This window comes from Haloimpatiens lingqiaonensis (assembly GCF_901447495.1).
In the GTDB taxonomy this organism is placed as follows: domain Bacteria; phylum Bacillota; class Clostridia; order Clostridiales; family Clostridiaceae; genus Haloimpatiens; species Haloimpatiens lingqiaonensis.
In genome coordinates this window covers 1-18359 of sequence record NZ_CABDWS010000033.1, presented here as the reverse complement: position 1 = coordinate 18359, position 18359 = coordinate 1, and the positions used below count along the sequence as shown (strand labels likewise).

Annotated in this window: 14 protein-coding genes, 1 riboswitch and 1 other annotated feature; of the genes, 9 read left to right on the top strand and 5 right to left on the bottom strand. The window is 30.3% G+C overall.

From position 1 onward, the window contains the following. Positions 1-395 precede the first annotated feature (395 nt). Positions 396-1484 carry a M24 family metallopeptidase gene (locus FGK85_RS08135; protein ID WP_138205483.1) on the bottom strand — a complete coding sequence of 363 codons (1089 nt, stop codon included), beginning with the start codon at positions 1482-1484 and terminating at the stop codon, positions 396-398. Between the two features lie 324 nt (positions 1485-1808). Here FGK85_RS08135 and FGK85_RS08130 point away from each other — a divergent pair, with 324 nt between their 5' ends. From FGK85_RS08130 to FGK85_RS08120, 3 genes are all read left to right on the top strand, one after another. Next, positions 1809-2366 carry an ECF transporter S component gene (locus FGK85_RS08130; protein ID WP_138205481.1) on the top strand — a complete coding sequence of 186 codons (558 nt, stop codon included), beginning with the start codon at positions 1809-1811 and terminating at the stop codon, positions 2364-2366. Between the two features lie 74 nt (positions 2367-2440). Further along, entirely contained in the window at positions 2441-3571 is a 1131-nt protein-coding gene (locus FGK85_RS08125; RefSeq protein ID WP_138205479.1) for a pyridoxal-phosphate-dependent aminotransferase family protein, read from the top strand. Positions 3572-3952: 381 nt separating this feature from the next. Further along, positions 3953-5242: an NCS2 family permease gene (locus FGK85_RS08120; RefSeq protein ID WP_138205477.1), complete on the top strand. Its 1290-nt coding sequence runs from the start codon at positions 3953-3955 to the stop codon at positions 5240-5242. 126 nt (positions 5243-5368) lie between these two features. Here FGK85_RS08120 and FGK85_RS08115 read toward each other — a convergent pair whose 3' ends face one another. Then, positions 5369-5803, bottom strand: a complete 435-nt coding sequence (locus FGK85_RS08115; protein WP_138205475.1) for a hypothetical protein — start codon at positions 5801-5803, stop codon at positions 5369-5371. Positions 5804-5994: 191 nt separating this feature from the next. Here FGK85_RS08115 and FGK85_RS08110 point away from each other — a divergent pair, with 191 nt between their 5' ends. Continuing rightward, positions 5995-6666: a DUF2238 domain-containing protein gene (locus FGK85_RS08110; RefSeq protein ID WP_138205473.1), complete on the top strand. Its 672-nt coding sequence runs from the start codon at positions 5995-5997 to the stop codon at positions 6664-6666. Positions 6667-7530: 864 nt separating this feature from the next. On the opposite strand, the gene dsdA is transcribed toward FGK85_RS08110, so the two are convergent. Next, positions 7531-8856, bottom strand: a complete 1326-nt coding sequence (gene dsdA / locus FGK85_RS08105; RefSeq protein WP_138205471.1) for a D-serine ammonia-lyase — start codon at positions 8854-8856, stop codon at positions 7531-7533. A gap of 414 nt (positions 8857-9270) precedes the next feature. Here dsdA and FGK85_RS08100 point away from each other — a divergent pair, with 414 nt between their 5' ends. From FGK85_RS08100 to FGK85_RS08085, 4 genes are all read left to right on the top strand, one after another. After that, entirely contained in the window at positions 9271-10641 is a 1371-nt protein-coding gene (locus FGK85_RS08100; protein WP_138205469.1) for a sodium:solute symporter family protein, read from the top strand. 323 nt (positions 10642-10964) lie between these two features. After that, entirely contained in the window at positions 10965-11600 is a 636-nt protein-coding gene (locus FGK85_RS08095) for an HD domain-containing protein (protein WP_138205467.1), read from the top strand. A 300-nt stretch (positions 11601-11900) separates the two neighbouring features. Then, positions 11901-12788 (top strand): YitT family protein, encoded by an 888-nt coding sequence (locus FGK85_RS08090; protein ID WP_138205465.1) that lies wholly within the window; start codon positions 11901-11903, stop codon positions 12786-12788. Between the two features lie 322 nt (positions 12789-13110). After that, entirely contained in the window at positions 13111-13998 is an 888-nt protein-coding gene (locus tag FGK85_RS08085) for a DMT family transporter (protein WP_138205463.1), read from the top strand. 116 nt (positions 13999-14114) lie between these two features. Here FGK85_RS08085 and FGK85_RS08080 read toward each other — a convergent pair whose 3' ends face one another. Further along, positions 14115-14369 (bottom strand): hypothetical protein, encoded by a 255-nt coding sequence (locus FGK85_RS08080; protein ID WP_138205461.1) that lies wholly within the window; start codon positions 14367-14369, stop codon positions 14115-14117. Positions 14370-14727: 358 nt separating this feature from the next. Further along, positions 14728-14829, top strand: a riboswitch (glycine riboswitch). Between the two features lie 601 nt (positions 14830-15430). Between FGK85_RS08080 and FGK85_RS08075 the strand changes: the two genes are divergently transcribed. After that, positions 15431-15712 carry a DUF503 domain-containing protein gene (locus tag FGK85_RS08075; RefSeq protein ID WP_138205459.1) on the top strand — a complete coding sequence of 94 codons (282 nt, stop codon included), beginning with the start codon at positions 15431-15433 and terminating at the stop codon, positions 15710-15712. Positions 15713-16073: 361 nt separating this feature from the next. Here FGK85_RS08075 and FGK85_RS08070 read toward each other — a convergent pair whose 3' ends face one another. After that, the gene (locus tag FGK85_RS08070) at positions 16074-17447 is read right to left on the bottom strand and encodes an aldehyde dehydrogenase (RefSeq protein ID WP_138205457.1); all 1374 of its coding nucleotides are present in this window, start codon (positions 17445-17447) and stop codon (positions 16074-16076) included. Between the two features lie 441 nt (positions 17448-17888). Then, positions 17889-18142, top strand: a binding site (T-box leader). The last annotated feature ends 217 nt before the right edge of the window (positions 18143-18359 follow it).

Here is an 18359-nt window from a genome sequence, read left to right as displayed (position 1 = left end):
GGGTGCCGCAATTTATGGCTTAAGGGGGCTAGGGGGCTAGTGTGCTAGAGGGCTAGTAAAGGATACTATAATTTCACGTTGTGAAATTATAGTATCTTTTTGGGATTAACTTAAATCTAAGGTTTATGCAAACTAGTGCCTTACGGCAAAATATAGTAAATTTTATCCAATATTTTATTTTAATAATTGGTTATTCACTAGTATCTAATCAAAGTTAATAATTATATCTAACAATTAGTAGAAATATTGTTATTAGCTAGGATTGGAGATTAAAAGAAGGGCTACGCCAAAAAAATATTATGAGCGCTCTCTTTTTTATAAATTAAAGATTTTCCATAGCAAAGCGAAGGAAAATCCTCCTTAACTAGCCCACTAGCCCTCTGGCCCACTAGCCACTAAATTTGTGGTTCTGTCACAATTTTTAGTTCTTTAGGGTAATTATTTAACACTTCGCAACCATCTTCAGTTACTATAACTAGATCTTCTATTCTAACTCCACATTTTCCAGGTACATATATGCCAGGTTCTATAGAGAAAACCATGCCAGGTTTTGCTATTTCCTCATCAGTAGGTCCTACGCTAGGGTATTCGTGATCTTCTATGCCTATGTTGTGACCTGTTCTGTGATTAAAGTATTTGCCGTAGCCAGCTTTTTCTATAACATCTCTTGAGGCTTTGTCTATATCACAAAGCTTAACGCCAGGCTTAACAGCAGCTATTCCTGCTAAGTTAGATTCTAAAACAGTATTATATATTTTTTTGCTTTCTTCATCGGGTTCCCCATAGAATACTGTCCTTGTCATATCTGAGCAATAACCATTAGTTCTGCCGCCTATATCTAGAATTATGCAGTCTCCAGATTTTAGTTTTGTACCATCTGAATCATGGTGAGGAGAAGCTGCATTTGGGCCATAAGCTGCTATAGGGTAAAAGGAAAATTCATAAGTATTATGTTTTCTATATAAATCAGCTATGCTTTCTGCTAAGTCTTTTTCAGTTTTTTCTGGATGTATAGAATTTATTAGTTCGTCTATAACCTTGTCGTTTATAATGGAAGCATTTCTTAAAAGGTCTAATTCTTTTGAATCTTTTATCATTCTAACCTCGTCTACAACAATAGAACTGTTTACAAATTTAAGGTTAGGTTTTTTATTCATTAATGAAATTAAAAAGTGAGACGGCCAAGTTTTGTCTACTCCAAATATGCAATTGTCCTTGCATGTAGAAGCTATTTGTTCTATAGGATCTTCTCCGTCTTTATGAAGAACTAATTCTACACCTATGTTAGAATCTAGTGCAAATAATTCATTGGCAAAGAACTTTATAGTACCTTCTTTATTTATGTATAATGCCATAAGTCTTTCACCGGGCTCAATAGTTAAATCCAGCAAATAGTATATAGAAGTAGGTGAAGTTACTATAAGCTGATCTATATTTTTGTTTTTCATGTTTTGTATAACTTTTTCTATTCTATTTTTATTCATAATAACACCGTCCTTTTTAGTAATCTAACTATATTAAAACATTTACAATGTGGAATATCAATATTTGAATAGTTCTATAGGAATATTATGATTCCACCACAATAAGGTGCAATGTGGTGGAATTATGGAATTTCTCCAATGTATATTTTATAACTGCGAAAGTTAAATTAAATAATGTTTTTACAGAGTTTAACATATTCATTTAAACATTTCATAAATAGTGTATGGATACATTTGAACAAAAATATGAAACAAATATATAATGTAAGTGAGATGTATTTACTTTATTAAGATTAATAATATTAAAGATGGAGGTTCGTATTTATGGATAATACCAGCGAAAGAGTTTCAGAGGTTAGGAAGATTTCTACGATAAATTCTAAATTAAAGGATATGGTTATATCAGCACTTTTAATTGCATTAGTATTTGTTGCTACAAGGTTTATTAACATTAGATTGCCTATAGCTGTAAATGGCGGACTTATACATTTAGGAAATGCTATGTTATTTGTAGCTGCTATTGTATTTGGAGGTAAAAAAGGAGCCATTGCAGGTGCATTTGGAATGGGACTATTTGATTTGCTATCTGAGTGGGCTATTTGGGCGCCAGCTACCTTTATAATAAGAGGAGTAATGGGATATATTATAGGAAACATGGCAAATTCTAATGATAGAAATGGAAAAAAGATTTTATGGAATTTAGTAGGTATAATTTTAGCATCTATTTGGATGATAGTGGGATACTATGTGGCAGAGGGAATTTTATACGGTAACTGGATAGCGCCGGCAACATCTATTCCAGGAAATATAACACAATTGATTATAGGAGCTATAATAGGAATTCCGCTAGCAGCGGCTTTAAAGAAAACTAAGGTTTTTTAGGAATTTGAAATATTAAGCAGAATCGCAAATTTAAGGTATTGATTTATATAATATTAAAAGAAAAGAGGGGTAAAATGCAGGAAACACTTATAATGACTCCAGGTCCAACTTATGTACATGAAGATGTTAGAAGGGCATTAATGAAACCTATTACTAATCCGGATTTAGATTTGAATTTTTATGAATTTTATAGAGGGCTTTGTGACAAAATAAAAAGATTTTTAAATACTGAAAATGAAGTACTGGTTTTATGCGGCGAGGGAATTTTAGGACTGGAAGCAGCTTGTGCCTCTTTAATAGAACCAGGAGATAAAGTTTTGTGTATACACAATGGAATTTTTGGCAAAGGCTTTGGAGACTTTGCTAAGATGTATGGCGGGGATGTAGTTTACTATGAAGGTGATTATAAAAGCGGCATAAAATATCAGGAGCTGGAGGAATTCTTAAAGAATAATAATGACTTTAAAGTTGCTACGTTAGTTCATTGCGAAACACCATCAGGCATAACTAATGATGTGGAAAAACTATGTCCACTTCTTAAAAAATATGGAATAATAACAGTAGTAGATTCTGTAGCTGGTATGGGTGGTGAAGAGTTTAAGGTAGATGAATGGAATATTGATATAGCTTTAGGCGGATCACAAAAATGTATATCAGCGTCTCCAGGGTTAACTTTATTAAGCATAAGTTCTGATGCTTGGAATAAAATAAAAAATAGAAAATCTCCTATAGTAGGATTTTATGCAAATTTAAATAATTGGAGTACTTGGTATGAAGATAAATGGTTTCCATATACTCAGCCTATAAGTGATTTATATGCTTTAGATGTGGCTTTTGATAGAATGCTTAAAGATAAAAATATGATAGAAAGACATAAAGATATAGCACACAGAGTTAGACATAGCCTTATAGAAGGTGGTTTAGAGCTATATCCTTTAGATAGCTTTTCTAACACAGTAACCACCATAAATATACCTGAAGGCATAACTTATAAAGAAATTTATGAAGATATGTTAAATAAGCATAATATAATGATAGCTGGAGCCTTTGATTTCTTAAAGGATAAGGTTATAAGAATAGGTCACATGGGTGAAAATTGCTATGAAGAAAAACTATATTTAACACTAAAGGCTTTGAATAGTGTTTTAAAGGAACATAATATAGATTTAAAAAAGGATTTACATCAAAGTTTTGTACTTGATTAATTTATGAAAAAATTTCTACGATTTTGTAAAAAATACACTTGCTTTTTAGAACTAATTTATTAAAATGAAAGATATACTTTAAACATACCTCAAAATAAATTTAAAGGAGCTACTTCTATATGGAGTTAGCTCTCTATTTTTTTATCCAAATAATACGAACAATTAGCAGATAAAATATATTTATAATTTGCAAATCTAGAATTTATAAGGATATAAACACGAATATTATATAAAATTAAAATTTATACATAAAAAAACAAAGTAAATAATCAAATTTTATTAATAAAATAATAAATAATGTTCGTGAATTTTATTGACTTATAAAATTTATTTTGATAATATGAACAATGTTGAAAAAATTAAGTACAAAGGAGAAAATTTATGGAGGCATTTTTTAAATTAAAGGAAAATGGAACAAATGCAAAAACTGAAATATTAGCTGGCATAACTACATTTATGACTATGGCATATATACTAGTGGTTAATCCAGGTATATTGTCTGATGCAGGTATGAATTTTGGCGCAGTATTTACAGCAACTGCATTATCAGCAGTAATTTCTACTTTAGTTATGGGGCTTTATGCTAAATTACCTTTTGCACAAGCACCAGGTATGGGATTGAATGCTTTTTTTGCTTATACTATTGTTAAACAAATGGGATATAGTTGGCAATTTGCTTTAACAGCGGTATTTTTAGAAGGACTTATATTTATAGCGTTAACGGCTTTTAATGCTAGAGAGGCAATTGTAGATTCAATACCAGATAATATAAAGAAGTCTATATCTGTTGGAATAGGACTTTTTATAGCATTCATAGGACTTGAAAATGCAAAAATAGTTGTACATCCTCAAGGTGGAACCATAGTGGCCCTTGGTGATATTACTAGCGGATATGCACTACTTGCTCTTATAGGAATTTTAATAACTGGTGTACTTCTTGCTAAAAATACAAGAGGAGCATTACTTATAGGTATTGTAGCTACTACAGTTATAGGAATTCCAATGGGTATAACAAAGGTACCTCATAATATAATAAGTGCACCACCTTCACTATCACCTATATTTATGAAGTTTCAATGGAGTCATATATTATCCATGGACATGTTTATAGCGTTATTTACACTACTTTTTATGGATATGTTTGATACCATAGGAACATTGGTAGGAGTAGCTACTAAAGCAAACATGATGGATGAAAATGGAAATGTACCAAGAATAAAAAAAGCTCTATTTGCAGATGCAATAGGAACTACATTAGGAGCTTGTTTTGGAACGAGCACAGTTAGTACTTTTGTAGAGAGTGCCTCAGGAGTAGCTGAGGGAGGAAGAACAGGACTTACAGCTGTATCCACAGCAGGTATGTTTGCTATAGCGTTATTCTTCTCACCACTATTTATAATGATACCAGCACCAGCTACAGCACCAGCTCTTGTATTAGTAGGACTTTTCATGATGGAGCCAATAAAGGAAATTGATTTATTAGACTATACAGAAGCAATACCAGCTTTCTTCACAATTATAATGATGCCTTTAACATACAGTATATCTGATGGTATAGCTTTTGGAATGGTTTCTTATATATTCTTGAAAGTATTGACAAAAAGATATAAAGAAGTAAGTATAGCAGCATATGTAGTTGGGGTTTTATTCATACTAAAATTCTTAATTTAGATTTCTTAATACAATTATATAAAATAAAAAGAAAATGGCAAGTTAAGTATGTAACTTGCCATTTTCTTTTTTAATTAGATTTATCCAGAGACGTAGCTTCAGTTGGAGTAAAAACTCCATCTGAAGCTAAGAGCTCTGTTTATTTTCGCAACTACAACTACTACATTTAGAACTATTATTGCTAGAACAACCAGTACAATTAGAATTATTACTACAACTACAACCAGCATTACAGTTAGAAGTTTTGCAGCACTTAGAAGCTATTTTTTTAGCTTCACTTTTATTTACAGGAACAGCCTTTAACATAAAGCTGTCATTTTCATATATTATACTTATAGAAGAAACATAAAGAAGTATATAATCTTTATACATAAAAAATAGCTCATCCACTTCATCTATTATGTACTGGCTTTTAAATTCATCTAAACATAAATCTAAATGGCTATTGCCGCATTGAGGTAAATAATCTATTTTAACACAACTGTAACTAGGATTTTTCTTAAGTAATTCAAGTAACTTATCCTTTGCTTCTTTAGATATATCTATTTTTAAAAAATTCATATTAATTCTCCTTTATTAATAAACTTAGTACATAAACTATATACTTTATATATTTGCTATTTTAAGTACAATTATAGCTTTAATTTAACTATTATAACTTATAATTAATAAAATATTAACAAAAAATATACATAGATATATTGGGTTTTATAATTCATTAATTGTATATTTAAATGTAGGGAGGGGTTTAGATGAAACTTAAAATTAAAAGAGGAAAAAGATTTGAGGTTGTACTAGCTAATGTTATAAGAGCACTTTTAATACTATCAATGGTAATGAGTTTTGCTACTAAAAATTATTTGAATTTTTTTACAGCGATACTTACTTTATGGCTTACATTTTTACCTTTTATTATAGCTGAAAAGAATAGAGTTAAATTGCCCCCAAGTTTTCAAATAGTTATATTGTTATTTATATTTGCTGCTCAATACTTGGGAGAAATGAAGGAGTATTACATTAAATTTTGGTGGTGGGACTTAATGCTTCATACTTTTTCAGGAATTATATTAGGTTTTACGGGATTTTTACTAATTTATACTCTTAATAAAGATGAAAATGTGCAAGTTTATTTAAGTCCATTTTTCATAGGATTATTTGCATTTACCTTTGCGTTAAGTGTAGGAGCTTTGTGGGAGATATTCGAATTTAGTATGGACAATATTTTTGGGCTAAATATGCAGAAGTCAGGGTTAGTAGATACTATGTGGGATTTGATAGTGGATGGCATAGGAGGATTGATAGCAGCTTTTTCTGGCTATCTTTATGCCAAAAGAAATGAAGATGGTACTTTTAAGAAACTTTTAAAGTCATTTATAGGTATGAATGAAGATATTTTTATAAATGAAGAAGAAAAGAAAGAATAAATGGAAAAGAAAGTTCCTAGGAAAAATCTGCTTTTAATTCCGTGATAAATGTGAAATTTTGGACTGTGAACAATACGCCAAGAACTTCTAATATTTGTCCATTTAAAACCCCTAAAGTTTTCAAACTCACTCGTGCCTCGCTCAGGCAATGAAAACTTCTTAACGGTGCTTTAAATGGACAAATAAAGAAGTTCTAGGGCTAGTTCAATAGTCCAAAATTTCACATTTATCACTCCATTAAAAGCAGATTTTTCAGTTACAGAATACTTACTTCGTGGGTAGAGAACGGCCTACTAAAGGAGGATTTTCCTCCACTGCGTTACGGAAAATCTTTAATTTATAAATAGAAAAGCGCTCATAATATTTTTTAGGCGGAGCCTTTCGAAAAGTTATATGATATTTGTTAAAATAAAATAGTAATTAAAATTCGATTCATTTTGCCGTAAGGCAGTTGATTGTATAAATCTTAATAAATCTTAGTTTGTAGATAAGTAATAGGTAAAAGTTAAGAAGTAAGAGTTAAGGATAAAACTCAAAGAGTTTTTTACCTATTGGCTTGTTTTATTATTATATTTATTTAATTAGAGATTTTCCATAACATAATGGAGGAAAATCTTCATTCACTATTACTTCTTATTTTTTACCTCTTACTTAATTCTTACTTCCTCCACAAATTCTAATTTAAGAAATTCCATAGGAATTTCAACATTAATTGATATTTGATATTTGATATTTAATATTTCTATATTTTCGCTGGCTACTGCCAATAAAAGATTTTCCGTAACGCAGTGGAGGAAAGTCATCCTTCATTGTCCATTGTCAATTCTCAATTGTCAATTATAAGAATGTTGCGTCGCAACATTCTTATAAAGTGTTTTCGGGAACTAAGCTTCCGCCAGTGGCCCAGCATATATGAATAGAATTTGGTAATTTAGTTGTTATGTCTTTGTATAAAGGAGATTTTAGTGAGTTTATATTTTGCATTAATTTAACAGGGCCTATTAAGCCTGCGCAGGCTGAAGGCTCTAATTTTATGTTTTCCTCAGTTCTAATATTTTTTAGAAGAGAGTGTAATTTTTCATCATCTATAGTATAAATGCCGCTTAATAATTCTTCTAAAGTTTTACCTACAAAACCAGAAGGACGTCCAACAGCTAATCCGTCAGCGGCAGTTATGTTGTCTATGCCGAAGTCTTGTACGCATACGTTTTGGTGCATTTCTGTGTACATACCCATTAACATGCATGGAGAATGAGTAGGTTCTGCAAAGAAACAGTGTACATTGTCTTTAAAAATTAGCTTTAAACCAAAGGCTACTCCACCAGGACCGCCACCCACTCCACAAGGTAGATATACGAATAGAGGATGGTCACTATCTACTACTATATTCATTTTTTCTAATTGTTTTTTTAGTCTTCCCGCGGCAACGCTGTAGCCAAGGAAAAGATCTTTTGAATTTTCATCATCTATAAAGTAGCTATTAGGATTTTTATTAGAAAGCTTTCTACCTTCTTCTACAGCTTTACTATAATCAGACTCATACTCCATTACAGTAACCCCTTTGCTTCTAAGCAAATCTTTTTTCCACTGTTTAGCGTCTTTGGACATGTGAACTATCACATTGAAACCTATTTTTGCACTGGTTATGCCTATACTTAAACCAAGGTTCCCAGTGGAGCCTACTTGTATAGTGTATTTACTAAAGAAATCTCTATATTTTTTTTCACTTAATTTTGAATAGTCATCTTCTATGTGCAACAAATCATTTTCCATGGCTATTGTCTCAGCATGTTTTAAAACTTCGTATATGCCACCTCTTGCTTTTATGGAGCCAGCTATGGCTAAGTGACTGTCACATTTTAATAGAAGTTTATTGGGGATAGTTGTATTGAAAATGGTTTCCATTTTACTTCTCATTTTTGATATTTCTATAAGTGGAGATTCTATGATTCCGTTTAATTTCTCAGTTTCAGGAAATAGTTTTGCTATAAGAGGAGCAAATCTAAGAAGTCTATCTTCAGCGTCTTTTACATCATCTTCACCTAGAGAAATTTTATTCATTGCCTTTTCAAAGTTGGTGTATTTTTTATTTAGCCAAAATACTTCCTTTGTATCCACTAGGTCCTTGATTATTGGATATTCTTTAATCCAAGCATTTATAGATTTGCCGCAAATAAATTCATTCCCCATGAAATCCCTTCTTTCTTATATTATATATTGATTATCCCACAAAAGAGCATTACATTACCTAAATTATAAAATTTATCCGATGACTACCTGCCGTAACACTCCCACTTCTAACAAAGTGGAAGTTAACGGCAGCTAAGTCCCTGGATAACGATCTCTAACCTTCAGATGAAGTAAAAACTCCATCTGAAGCTAAGAGCTCTGTTTCTTAAATTAAATTTATTGTTCTGAATTCTTATGTAAGCCATGGAGGAGAAATTTTATAATTTCAATGTATTGTAGGTTAGTCATATATTTAAATTATATAATATAAATATGTCAAGTCTCAATATGCTAAATAATCAAATCTTTTGATTTACATTATATTATTTGTGATAAGATTAAATGGGGCATTAAAATTTTTAAGGGGATGTTAAATTGATTTTAGTTAGTGCATTAATTACTTTAATTTTAACAGCAGTGGCAGGATATTTAGGGAAGACAAAGGTGAAGAATTCTAAGGATTTTATAAGAGGAGGAGATGGACTTGGGGTTATTGGTGTCACCAGTATGCTTATGGGAGCTATAATAGGTGGAGCTTCAACAGTTGGAACAGCACAGATGGCATATAAACATGGCATAGCAGCTATATGGTTTATAACTGGAGTAGCTGTAGCTAGCATAATTTTAGGGCTTATATATTCTAGACTTGTTAATAAAAAGAATTCCGAGACGCTACCACAGATAATAGGAAATACCTATGGTGAAAAAGCCAGGACTTCTTCTAGTATATTGCTTTCAATTGGCATGTTTATACATATAAATGGACAAATTATAGCATGTATAGCTTTATTTACAGCTATTTTTGGAATAGACGTAAATATAACAGCTCTTATGGTGGTGGTGCTTTTAGTGGTATATGTGGTATTCGGCGGTTTTTGGGGAAGTACTTTAGTTGGTGGAATAAAGACTGTATTATTGTATGGCACAAGCATTATATGCGGAATTATTCTTATTTTTAAATTTGGAGCTCATAAGGAAATTATAAGTTTTTTTCCTAAAAATCCTTGGTTTAATTTATTTAGTGATGGGGTATTTGAGGATTTAGCCTCTGGATTTTCAACAGTAGTGGGCATATTATCTACCCAAACTTATTTTCAAGCTATAATGTCTGGGAAAAGCGAAAAGGTATCAAAAATAAGTGCCTTTATAGTAGCTTCTTTAGTTTTCCCTGTGGGAATAGTATGTACCATGATAGGCATGTATATGAGAATTCATTTTCCAGGTATTGTTCCAAGTGAGGCCTTTCCTTTATTTTTAGTAAATTATCTAAATCCAGCATTGGCAGGAGTGTCTATAGCTACGGTACTTATATCATCTATGGCTACAGGAGCAGGACTTACTCTGGGTATATCTACAATGTTTGTTAAGGATGTTTATAAGCAATTGATTGATAAAAAAGCTGATGATAAAAAAGAGCTTTTGGTATTGAGACTTTCTATAATTGTAATAGGAATAGCAACTTTCTTTATAGTTATTAATAATCAAGACTCTATGATATTAAACTGGGGATTTTTATCTATGATATTTAGAGCAGTGCCTATATTTATACCTACTATATTTGCAATATTTTTTAAGGATAAAATACACAAGAGGGCAGGTTTTTATTCCATAATATGTGGAACATTAGCCAGCATAATATGGATTTTATTAGGACTTCACAGCATAAGTTCTATTTATATAGGGCTAATTACTAATTTGATAGTAATTTTAGGAGTTAGCAGGAGAGAATTTAGAATTAAGAATTAAAAATTAATAATTAAGAATTAAGAATTAAGAATTAAAAATTAAGAATTAAAAATTAAGAATGAAGGTTAAAGATAGATTAAAGGATAGCTTGATTATGAGCAAATCAAGCTATCTTTTTAAATGTAGAGGATGAAGGTAATATACTTAGTTTATCTGGTTATAATATTATTATTAATTTATCTCTTGAGCTTTAGCACATAAATTTGAAGATTTACATTATATGAATAAATGTTTTTATTGTATAACTGCGAAAGTTCAATAATTTATTAAGTATAAGTGAATTTTATAGGATATATAAAATATGTATGAATGGAGAGTTTTTTATGAATTTAAAAACAACAATGGATATGTTTAAAGAAATAGATAGACATTTATTAGAAGACAAAATACCATCGGAATATATTTTAGAAATTTCTAATGAACAGGTATTTAATGAAGAGCCTTTTAATATGTTGAAGAACTTAAAAGACACACCACAATCTCCTAAGTATCATCCAGAGGGAAGTGTGTGGAATCATACAATGCTGGTTTTAGATAAAGCAGCAGAAATTAAAGAGGATAGCAAAGACAAAAGGGTATTTATGTGGGCAGCACTTCTTCATGATTTAGGCAAAGCACCTACTACCAAAACAAGAAAGGGAAAAATAACATCTTATAACCACGATAATGTAGGTGAGGAGATGGCTAGAAAATTTTTAGAAAAATTTCATCAGGAGGAGCGTTTTACATATAAGGTTTGTAAGTTAGTTAGATGGCATATGCAGCCACTATTTATATTAAAGGATTTACCTTTTGCAGATCCAGAAAATATGCTTAAGGAAGTAGACATAGATGAAATAGCTCTACTTTTTTTATGCGATAGACTGGGAAGAGGTGGAGACAATAAAGAAAGAGAAATAGAAGAAAAAAACAATGCGGAAAATTTTATAAAAAAGGTAAAGAATGTTCAGGATATTTAATCCACCAAAGTAAATATTCAACATTACAAACCATAGTCATTTGTGGTAAAATTAATAATAAGAAATTTTTCCTTTTTTGTTAGATTAGATATACTAAATAAACGCTTTAATTTCCTATTTTAATGTATTTTTTTACTGTAATAATGATTTAATAAATATAAATTTGTAAGTGAAAAGTGGGAGTTTAAGAAAGCATTAGGGGAATGCTAGTGATAGGGGGGATTATGTTTAGGCATTGTAAATAGGAAATTTTTATAGGGGCTTATGTTAGGTTAATTTTAATTTTAAGGGGAGAAAAAAATGAGTGAAACCATGAAGTCTTTTATTAAGGATTTACCAATATTAACGGTAGGTATGTTTATAGGGGCATTAGCCGTGCATTTTTTTTTGATTCCAAGTAAACTAATTGTTGGATCAATTACTGGTTTATCTATTGTAATTAATTTACTTACGTCAATATCATTGCCAGTATTAGTTTTTATTATAAATACTTTTTTATTAATTTTATCTTATTTTCTTATTGGAAAAGAATTTGGTGTTAAGACCATATACTCAGCATTAATTTTATCACCAATGCTTTTCATATTGGAAAAAGTATATCCAATGAAAGAATCATTGATGAAGGATCAGTGGCTTGACCTGTTATGCTTTGTACTTATTTTAAGTTTTTCACAAACAATTTTATTTAGACGTAATGCATCCACTGGTGGATTAGATATTTTGGCTAAAATAGTAAATAAATATTTACATATTGATCTAGGAACATCAGTCTCTATTTCAGGAGCGATTATTTGTTGTACTGCTATTTTTGTATATGATATGAGAACAGTAATCATAGGATTATTAGGGACCTATATTAATGGATTAGTGCTGGATCATTTCATGGTAGGATTTAATTCTAGAAAAAGAGTTTGTATTATTTCCCAAGAGCATATGCTGATTCGTAAATTTATTATAGAAGATTTGCACCGTGGTGCGACATTATATCCTATTAAAGGTGGATTGGGAAATGAGGACAAGTTTGAAATTGAAAGCTTGATGACCAGAAATGAATTTTCTTATTTAATGGAATTTATTAAAAAAGAACAAATTAATGCATTTATTACGGCAGGAACAGTTAGTGAGATTTATGGTAATCTTGGAATAAAAGGAATAAAAACTAAACCAAAGTCATTACAAGAAAAATAATAAAAAGGGGTTATTGTGTTAAGAATAAACAATATGATATATTGTGCTAGATTGAAATTTTCAAGACAATATATTGTATGTAAAATCTTTAATGCAATAACCCCTTTTTTATAATTCAGCTCTTAAAACTTCGTACCCTTGTGGATGAAGTAAGTTCACGTAAAATTATTGTAGTTAGAATATATATATGAGATGGTTTCAATAAAAATTCAAGTGGCTATTAAAGAAATTTTAACCAATGAAAATTCAAAAGGTAATTTATATTGAAAAAAATGTTGGTTTATGTTAAACTAATGTGGAATTTGTATAAGGAGATGAATACATGGAGGATTCTAAAAAAGTCGTTCAAGGTTATCTATTAGTAGCATTGTGTGGAACATGCTGGGGACTAATGGGAGTGCTTACAAAGAAACTCGATCTTCTTGGCTTTGATGAATTTTCTGTTTCAGCTCTAAGACCTACTGTGGCTGCTGCCTTTTATTTATTATACACTTTAATAAAAGAGCCAAAATATCTTAAGACTGACTTCAAAAGTTTAATATTCTTCTTAATATATGGAGTAGTAACTTTAGATGGAATGTTTTTAACTTTTACTTATGCAGTTAAATATTCTAGTATAGCTACGGCATCGGTTTTGCTTTTTACTAATCCTATATTTGTAATGATTATGTCTAAATTTTTATTTAATGAAAAACTTACAAAAAAGAAGATAATGGCTTTAGTATTATCTATAATTGGATGCTTACTAGTTGTAAGGGCTTACAATGTGGAAGCGTTTAAGGTGAGTTTTTTGGGAATTATACTTGGAGTTATGTCAGGATTTACAGTTGCTCTTCAAAACGTAATGGGTAAAATAGGAGCTAATAAATATCACTATAAAACTCATTTAGTTTATTCTTTCTTATTTGCAGCTGTTTTCTTATGGTTTTTCAGACCACCATGGGTATTATTTAATAATGCAACGACACCTACAGCTTGGTTTTATATTATTGCAATAGGTTTCTTTGCAACAGTTATACCAAATGGTGCATTTGTAAAAGCACTACAATATGTAGAATCTAGTAAGGCAAGTATAGTTTGTAGTATAGAGCCTATTATAGCTACTATACTTGGGTTCTTAATATTTAAAGAGCAGCTAGAAATTTGGCAAATAGTAGGTATGGTACTTATAGTACTATCAGTAATTCTTATTCAAGGCAAAGAAGATTAATATTTTTTTATATAATATGTAAGCGCTACCATGTAACAACTGAAAATATATAGCATATGGTAAAATACCAAATAAATGATTAAGGAGTACCGTTGGTACTCCTTAATTATTACAGGTTAATTGTTTTTTTCAGCCTCTCTCCATTCAGCAAGAAAGGTTTCACAAGCAGCAATGGTAGCATTGCTTTTTATACTAGAAACAGAACCTCTGCCATCCCAGTCATTCCCATCGCTTATATATAAAGTTTCTAAAAAATTCTCCAAATCTTTTATTGAATATTCAGGAACCAGTCTTCTATGATCCTTTAAATTTTGGTATACAGAATCAAAAACTCTATCGAACTCCATTTGCTCCCATTCTTTATTTTCCATAAAATGTCCTCCCGTTCCACTAGAGATTATGAATTTGATTAAAATATTATGAATTAATAATCATTATTAAGTATACTCTAATGAATTTAATTATTCAAGAAAAAAATGATCCCATAAAAATGGATATTTACGAGGTAATAGTTAAAGAAATAACTATTGATAAAAATAATAAAGAAAATAGAAAAAATCTATTGACTATTTGGTAGATAGGATTTAAAATGTAATTGTAAGTTAAAGAAAATTAAATATCGGTGGATGAAGGTCGTTGGAGATATCCTTTTAGAAGGGTAACCGTAGAAGAAAAATATAGATTATGCTATAGATTTATATTGAAGCTTTCAGGTTTGATACAATGATCCGACACAACCCTGGAGAGATCCCTTAAGTGGGACATCAACGAAGCAACTTAAACTAGAATATGTTTGAGGAAACTTTCAGATAAAAGGACAGGGAGTAGTTAGCAATAGGTATACTATTATAACTACTCCCTGTTTTTTATATATATTTTTAAGATAACAAACAAATTTATCCCACATTCATATAAAACTACCCTAAAATAATATAAAACTACCTAACATAAAATCCCTTAACCCACAAGGGGTTTTATGTTTTTTTGTATAAAAAGTATTTGACAAGAGGAGTGGTGTTTTTCAGAGAATTTAAAGAGTAAATTGTGAATAGCCACCCGTTAAGTAGACGGGTGGCTTGCTAACGGTGTTCATTGGTATGCTTTAGGTGTTTTTTTAATAAGTATAGTAATTTTAGGGCATTTTAATAATAAAAGGTTATAATTATAATAAAAGAAAAATATTTTATATTAAGAAGTATGATTATTCCACAAAAATCATTACATTAATTGAATTATGAAATTTCTTAAATTAAACTTATTGTTTCTAGCTCTTATGAAAGGCATGGAGGAGAAATTTCATAATTCCATCGCATTGTACCTTTTTCTGGGTTAATCAGAAGTATAAAAAATATTTAAAATTACAACAAAAATTAAACAGGTATGCAAGGCATAGTAGAAGGGAGGGACTGCTACAATTAAGTAGCGTAAAATTATGATTATAGGAACAGCTAAAATATATTTATATGCTAATTGGGTTCATTCCTTAAAGGAGAAGAGAATGATAGTTAAGAGTTTAATTGCAAAAGTTCACAATAAATATAATGTTTCCATTGCGGAGATTGAAAATCAAGATTACCATAAATCAATAGTCTTAGGCATTGCTTGTGTAAGTAACGATACTAGGCATGCTAATAGTATGGTTCAGAATGTTTTAGGCTTTATAGAAGGTAATACGGATGCTATAGTGGAGAGAACTGAAATAGAGATACTATAGTTATAGTATAGAATTAGTATATTAAGAATTGAACTTTCGCAGTTATAAAATTTGCAGATAAGTAATACTCCTTACTTTTTACCCAGTACCTAGTACCTAGCATCTGATGCCTAATTTCTTACCTTGTATAGTGTATAACTTAAAACTTATATGCGAAAGTTGAGCTATTAATTAGTACCTAGTACCTAGCACCTAGTACCTAATTTCTTACCTTATATAGTGTAGAGCTAAAAATTTATATGTGAAAGTTGAGTTAAGAATTAATAGTAGATTATACTAATGCCAAATCTTTAAGTGAAATATATTAAAGATTTGGCATTAGCACTTGGTTATTAGGCATTAGATTTTAGAAATAGTTTTACTAAAGAAACTTCAAAAGTTTCTTTATTTTATCCAAGGTTATGTTATAAGGTGGATATACTTTTGTATCAATAGATACGCTGCTTTTCAAAACGCTCTTATTATGGGAGAAAGTATCAAAAGAAGCCTTTCCGTGATAACTACCCATTCCACTTTCGCCAACGCCTCCAAAAGGTAGATAATTAGTGGTCATATGGATTAAAGTATCGTTTATGCATACGCCACCAGAGGAGGTTTTCTTTACAATCTCATTTTGTACTTCCTTAGAAGATGAGAAGATATATAGTGCTAATGGTTTAGGTTTATCATTTATGATATTTATGGCATCTTTTAAATTTTCATATTCTATTATAGGTAATATAGGACCAAAGATTTCCTCACCCATTACAGGAGCATCTAAGGATACGTTATTCAAAACCGTAGGGGATATAAATCTTTCTTTTTCGTCTGTATAACCACCTATTACTACATCTTGTCCAGCCATTAAATTTTTCAGCCTAGTAAAATGTTTATCATTTATTATTCTTCCAAAGTTAGGACTACTTTTAGCATCTTGACCATAAAACTGGACCAGTGTATTTTTAATTTCCTCTATTAGAACATTCTTAATATCCTTTTGTACTAATACATAGTCTGGTGATACGCAGGTTTGTCCAGCATTAGAGAATTTACCAAAGCATATGCCTTTAGCAGCATTTTTTATATCGGCATCTTTATGAACTATACAAGGACTTTTACCACCTAGCTCAAGAGTTACAGGAGTTAAATTTTTCGATGCAGTCTCCATTACAACTCGTCCTATATTAGGTGAGCCAGTAAAGAAAATATAGTCAAATTTTTCTTCTAAAACTCTAGAGGACATGCCTTTTGAATTTTCTACCACATAAACATGTCTATCTTCAAAAGCTTCACTTATTATTTTTTTTATGGCATTGGAAGTATTGGGAGACATGCTAGAAGTCTTTATGATGCAACAGTTTCCCGCAGCTATGCTCCCTATAAGAGGATTTATAGCTAATTGAAAAGGATAATTCCAAGGGGAAATAACTAGAGTTAATCCCAAGGGTTCAGAGACAATATAACTTCTACTTCCCACATAGGCAAGAGGAGTTCGTACCCTTTTAGCCCTAGAAAATCTCTTTATATTTTTTATCATATAATTTATTTCTGCTAATGATATACCTATTTCTGTCATGTATGATTCTATTTCATTTTTATTTAAATCTTTTTTTAAAGCGTCTAATATAAGTGCTTCATTATTTTCTATGGAGTTTTTTAAATTTTCTAAAGCGCTTATTCTAAAGTCTATATTTTTAGTAATTCCTAAATTGAAAAATTTCCTTTGTTCTTTAATTATTTTAGAAAGTGTGTCCATTTATAGTACCCCCCATGTTATGGATTTGTATCCAATTTACCATATGTATTTATGATACAAATAACATTATAACAGTAAAACCATAAATTGTAAAATAGTCATTAATTAGAGATTTACAGTATGATTCCACCACAAAAAAGATACAATGTGGTGGAATTATGAAATATTTCTAAAATTAAATTTAAATAGTTTCTTCGCTACATATGCAAGTAATTCCAGAGAATTTTCATACTAATCTTTTTATAGAAAATGTACGAAAAACTCTGTTGTTTATCACAAGGAGCGAAAATACATAATAATATTATAGATTAACTAGAATTTTATTATGAGTGTATTGACTTTTATAAGTAAAAAAAGTATAATTGTAAATCAATAGGTAAATATATAAATAGTAAGAAATAAATTATATGTTTTTGAATATACTATAAGTAAACTTATAGCAATAAGACTGTGAAGAGAAGAGTAGGTATAAGAAAGGTTTCAAAGCGAGTCGGTGAAGGTGTAAGACCGATAAATCTCTTATATTGAAGAACATCTCGGAGTTTCTAACCGAAATCTAAAGGAGAGTAGACTTAGAGGGAACCCAACCCTTATAATGGGAGAGTATAAAAAGCATTAGTTGCTTTCGTACTTTATAGAGGTGGCCTTTTTAGGCAAACTGGGTGGTACCGCGAATATAGCCTTTCGTCCCAATATGGGATGAAAGGTTTTTTTGACGTTATTTTTACTGCATAATAACTGAAATATAAGATTAATAAGTGTATTGATTATACACAAGATTTGAAAAGCAATTTGGTAATATGTCAAGAACAAAATAAAAGAAAAATGAAATGATTTCTTTAAAAAAGGGTAACCTTAACAAGCATACAGTCCAATAAGAATGTATGTTTGTATAATTATGAAATTTAATCT

Excerpts from the sequence above, each read along its gene's own strand:
- FGK85_RS08135 (WP_138205483.1), bottom strand. The coding sequence starts at position 1,484 with ATGAATAAAAATAGAATAGAAAAAGTTATACAAAACATGAAAAACAAA.
- FGK85_RS08130 (WP_138205481.1), top strand. The coding sequence starts at position 1,809 with ATGGATAATACCAGCGAAAGAGTTTCAGAGGTTAGGAAGATTTCTACG.
- FGK85_RS08125 (WP_138205479.1), top strand. The coding sequence starts at position 2,441 with ATGCAGGAAACACTTATAATGACTCCAGGTCCAACTTATGTACATGAA.
- FGK85_RS08120 (WP_138205477.1), top strand. The coding sequence starts at position 3,953 with ATGGAGGCATTTTTTAAATTAAAGGAAAATGGAACAAATGCAAAAACT.
- FGK85_RS08115 (WP_138205475.1), bottom strand. The coding sequence starts at position 5,803 with ATGAATTTTTTAAAAATAGATATATCTAAAGAAGCAAAGGATAAGTTA.
- FGK85_RS08110 (WP_138205473.1), top strand. The coding sequence starts at position 5,995 with ATGAAACTTAAAATTAAAAGAGGAAAAAGATTTGAGGTTGTACTAGCT.
- dsdA (WP_138205471.1), bottom strand. The coding sequence starts at position 8,856 with ATGGGGAATGAATTTATTTGCGGCAAATCTATAAATGCTTGGATTAAA.
- FGK85_RS08095 (WP_138205467.1), top strand. The coding sequence starts at position 10,965 with ATGAATTTAAAAACAACAATGGATATGTTTAAAGAAATAGATAGACAT.
- FGK85_RS08090 (WP_138205465.1), top strand. The coding sequence starts at position 11,901 with ATGAGTGAAACCATGAAGTCTTTTATTAAGGATTTACCAATATTAACG.
- FGK85_RS08085 (WP_138205463.1), top strand. The coding sequence starts at position 13,111 with ATGGAGGATTCTAAAAAAGTCGTTCAAGGTTATCTATTAGTAGCATTG.
- FGK85_RS08080 (WP_138205461.1), bottom strand. The coding sequence starts at position 14,369 with ATGGAAAATAAAGAATGGGAGCAAATGGAGTTCGATAGAGTTTTTGAT.
- FGK85_RS08075 (WP_138205459.1), top strand. The coding sequence starts at position 15,431 with ATGATTATAGGAACAGCTAAAATATATTTATATGCTAATTGGGTTCAT.
- FGK85_RS08070 (WP_138205457.1), bottom strand. The coding sequence starts at position 17,447 with ATGGACACACTTTCTAAAATAATTAAAGAACAAAGGAAATTTTTCAAT.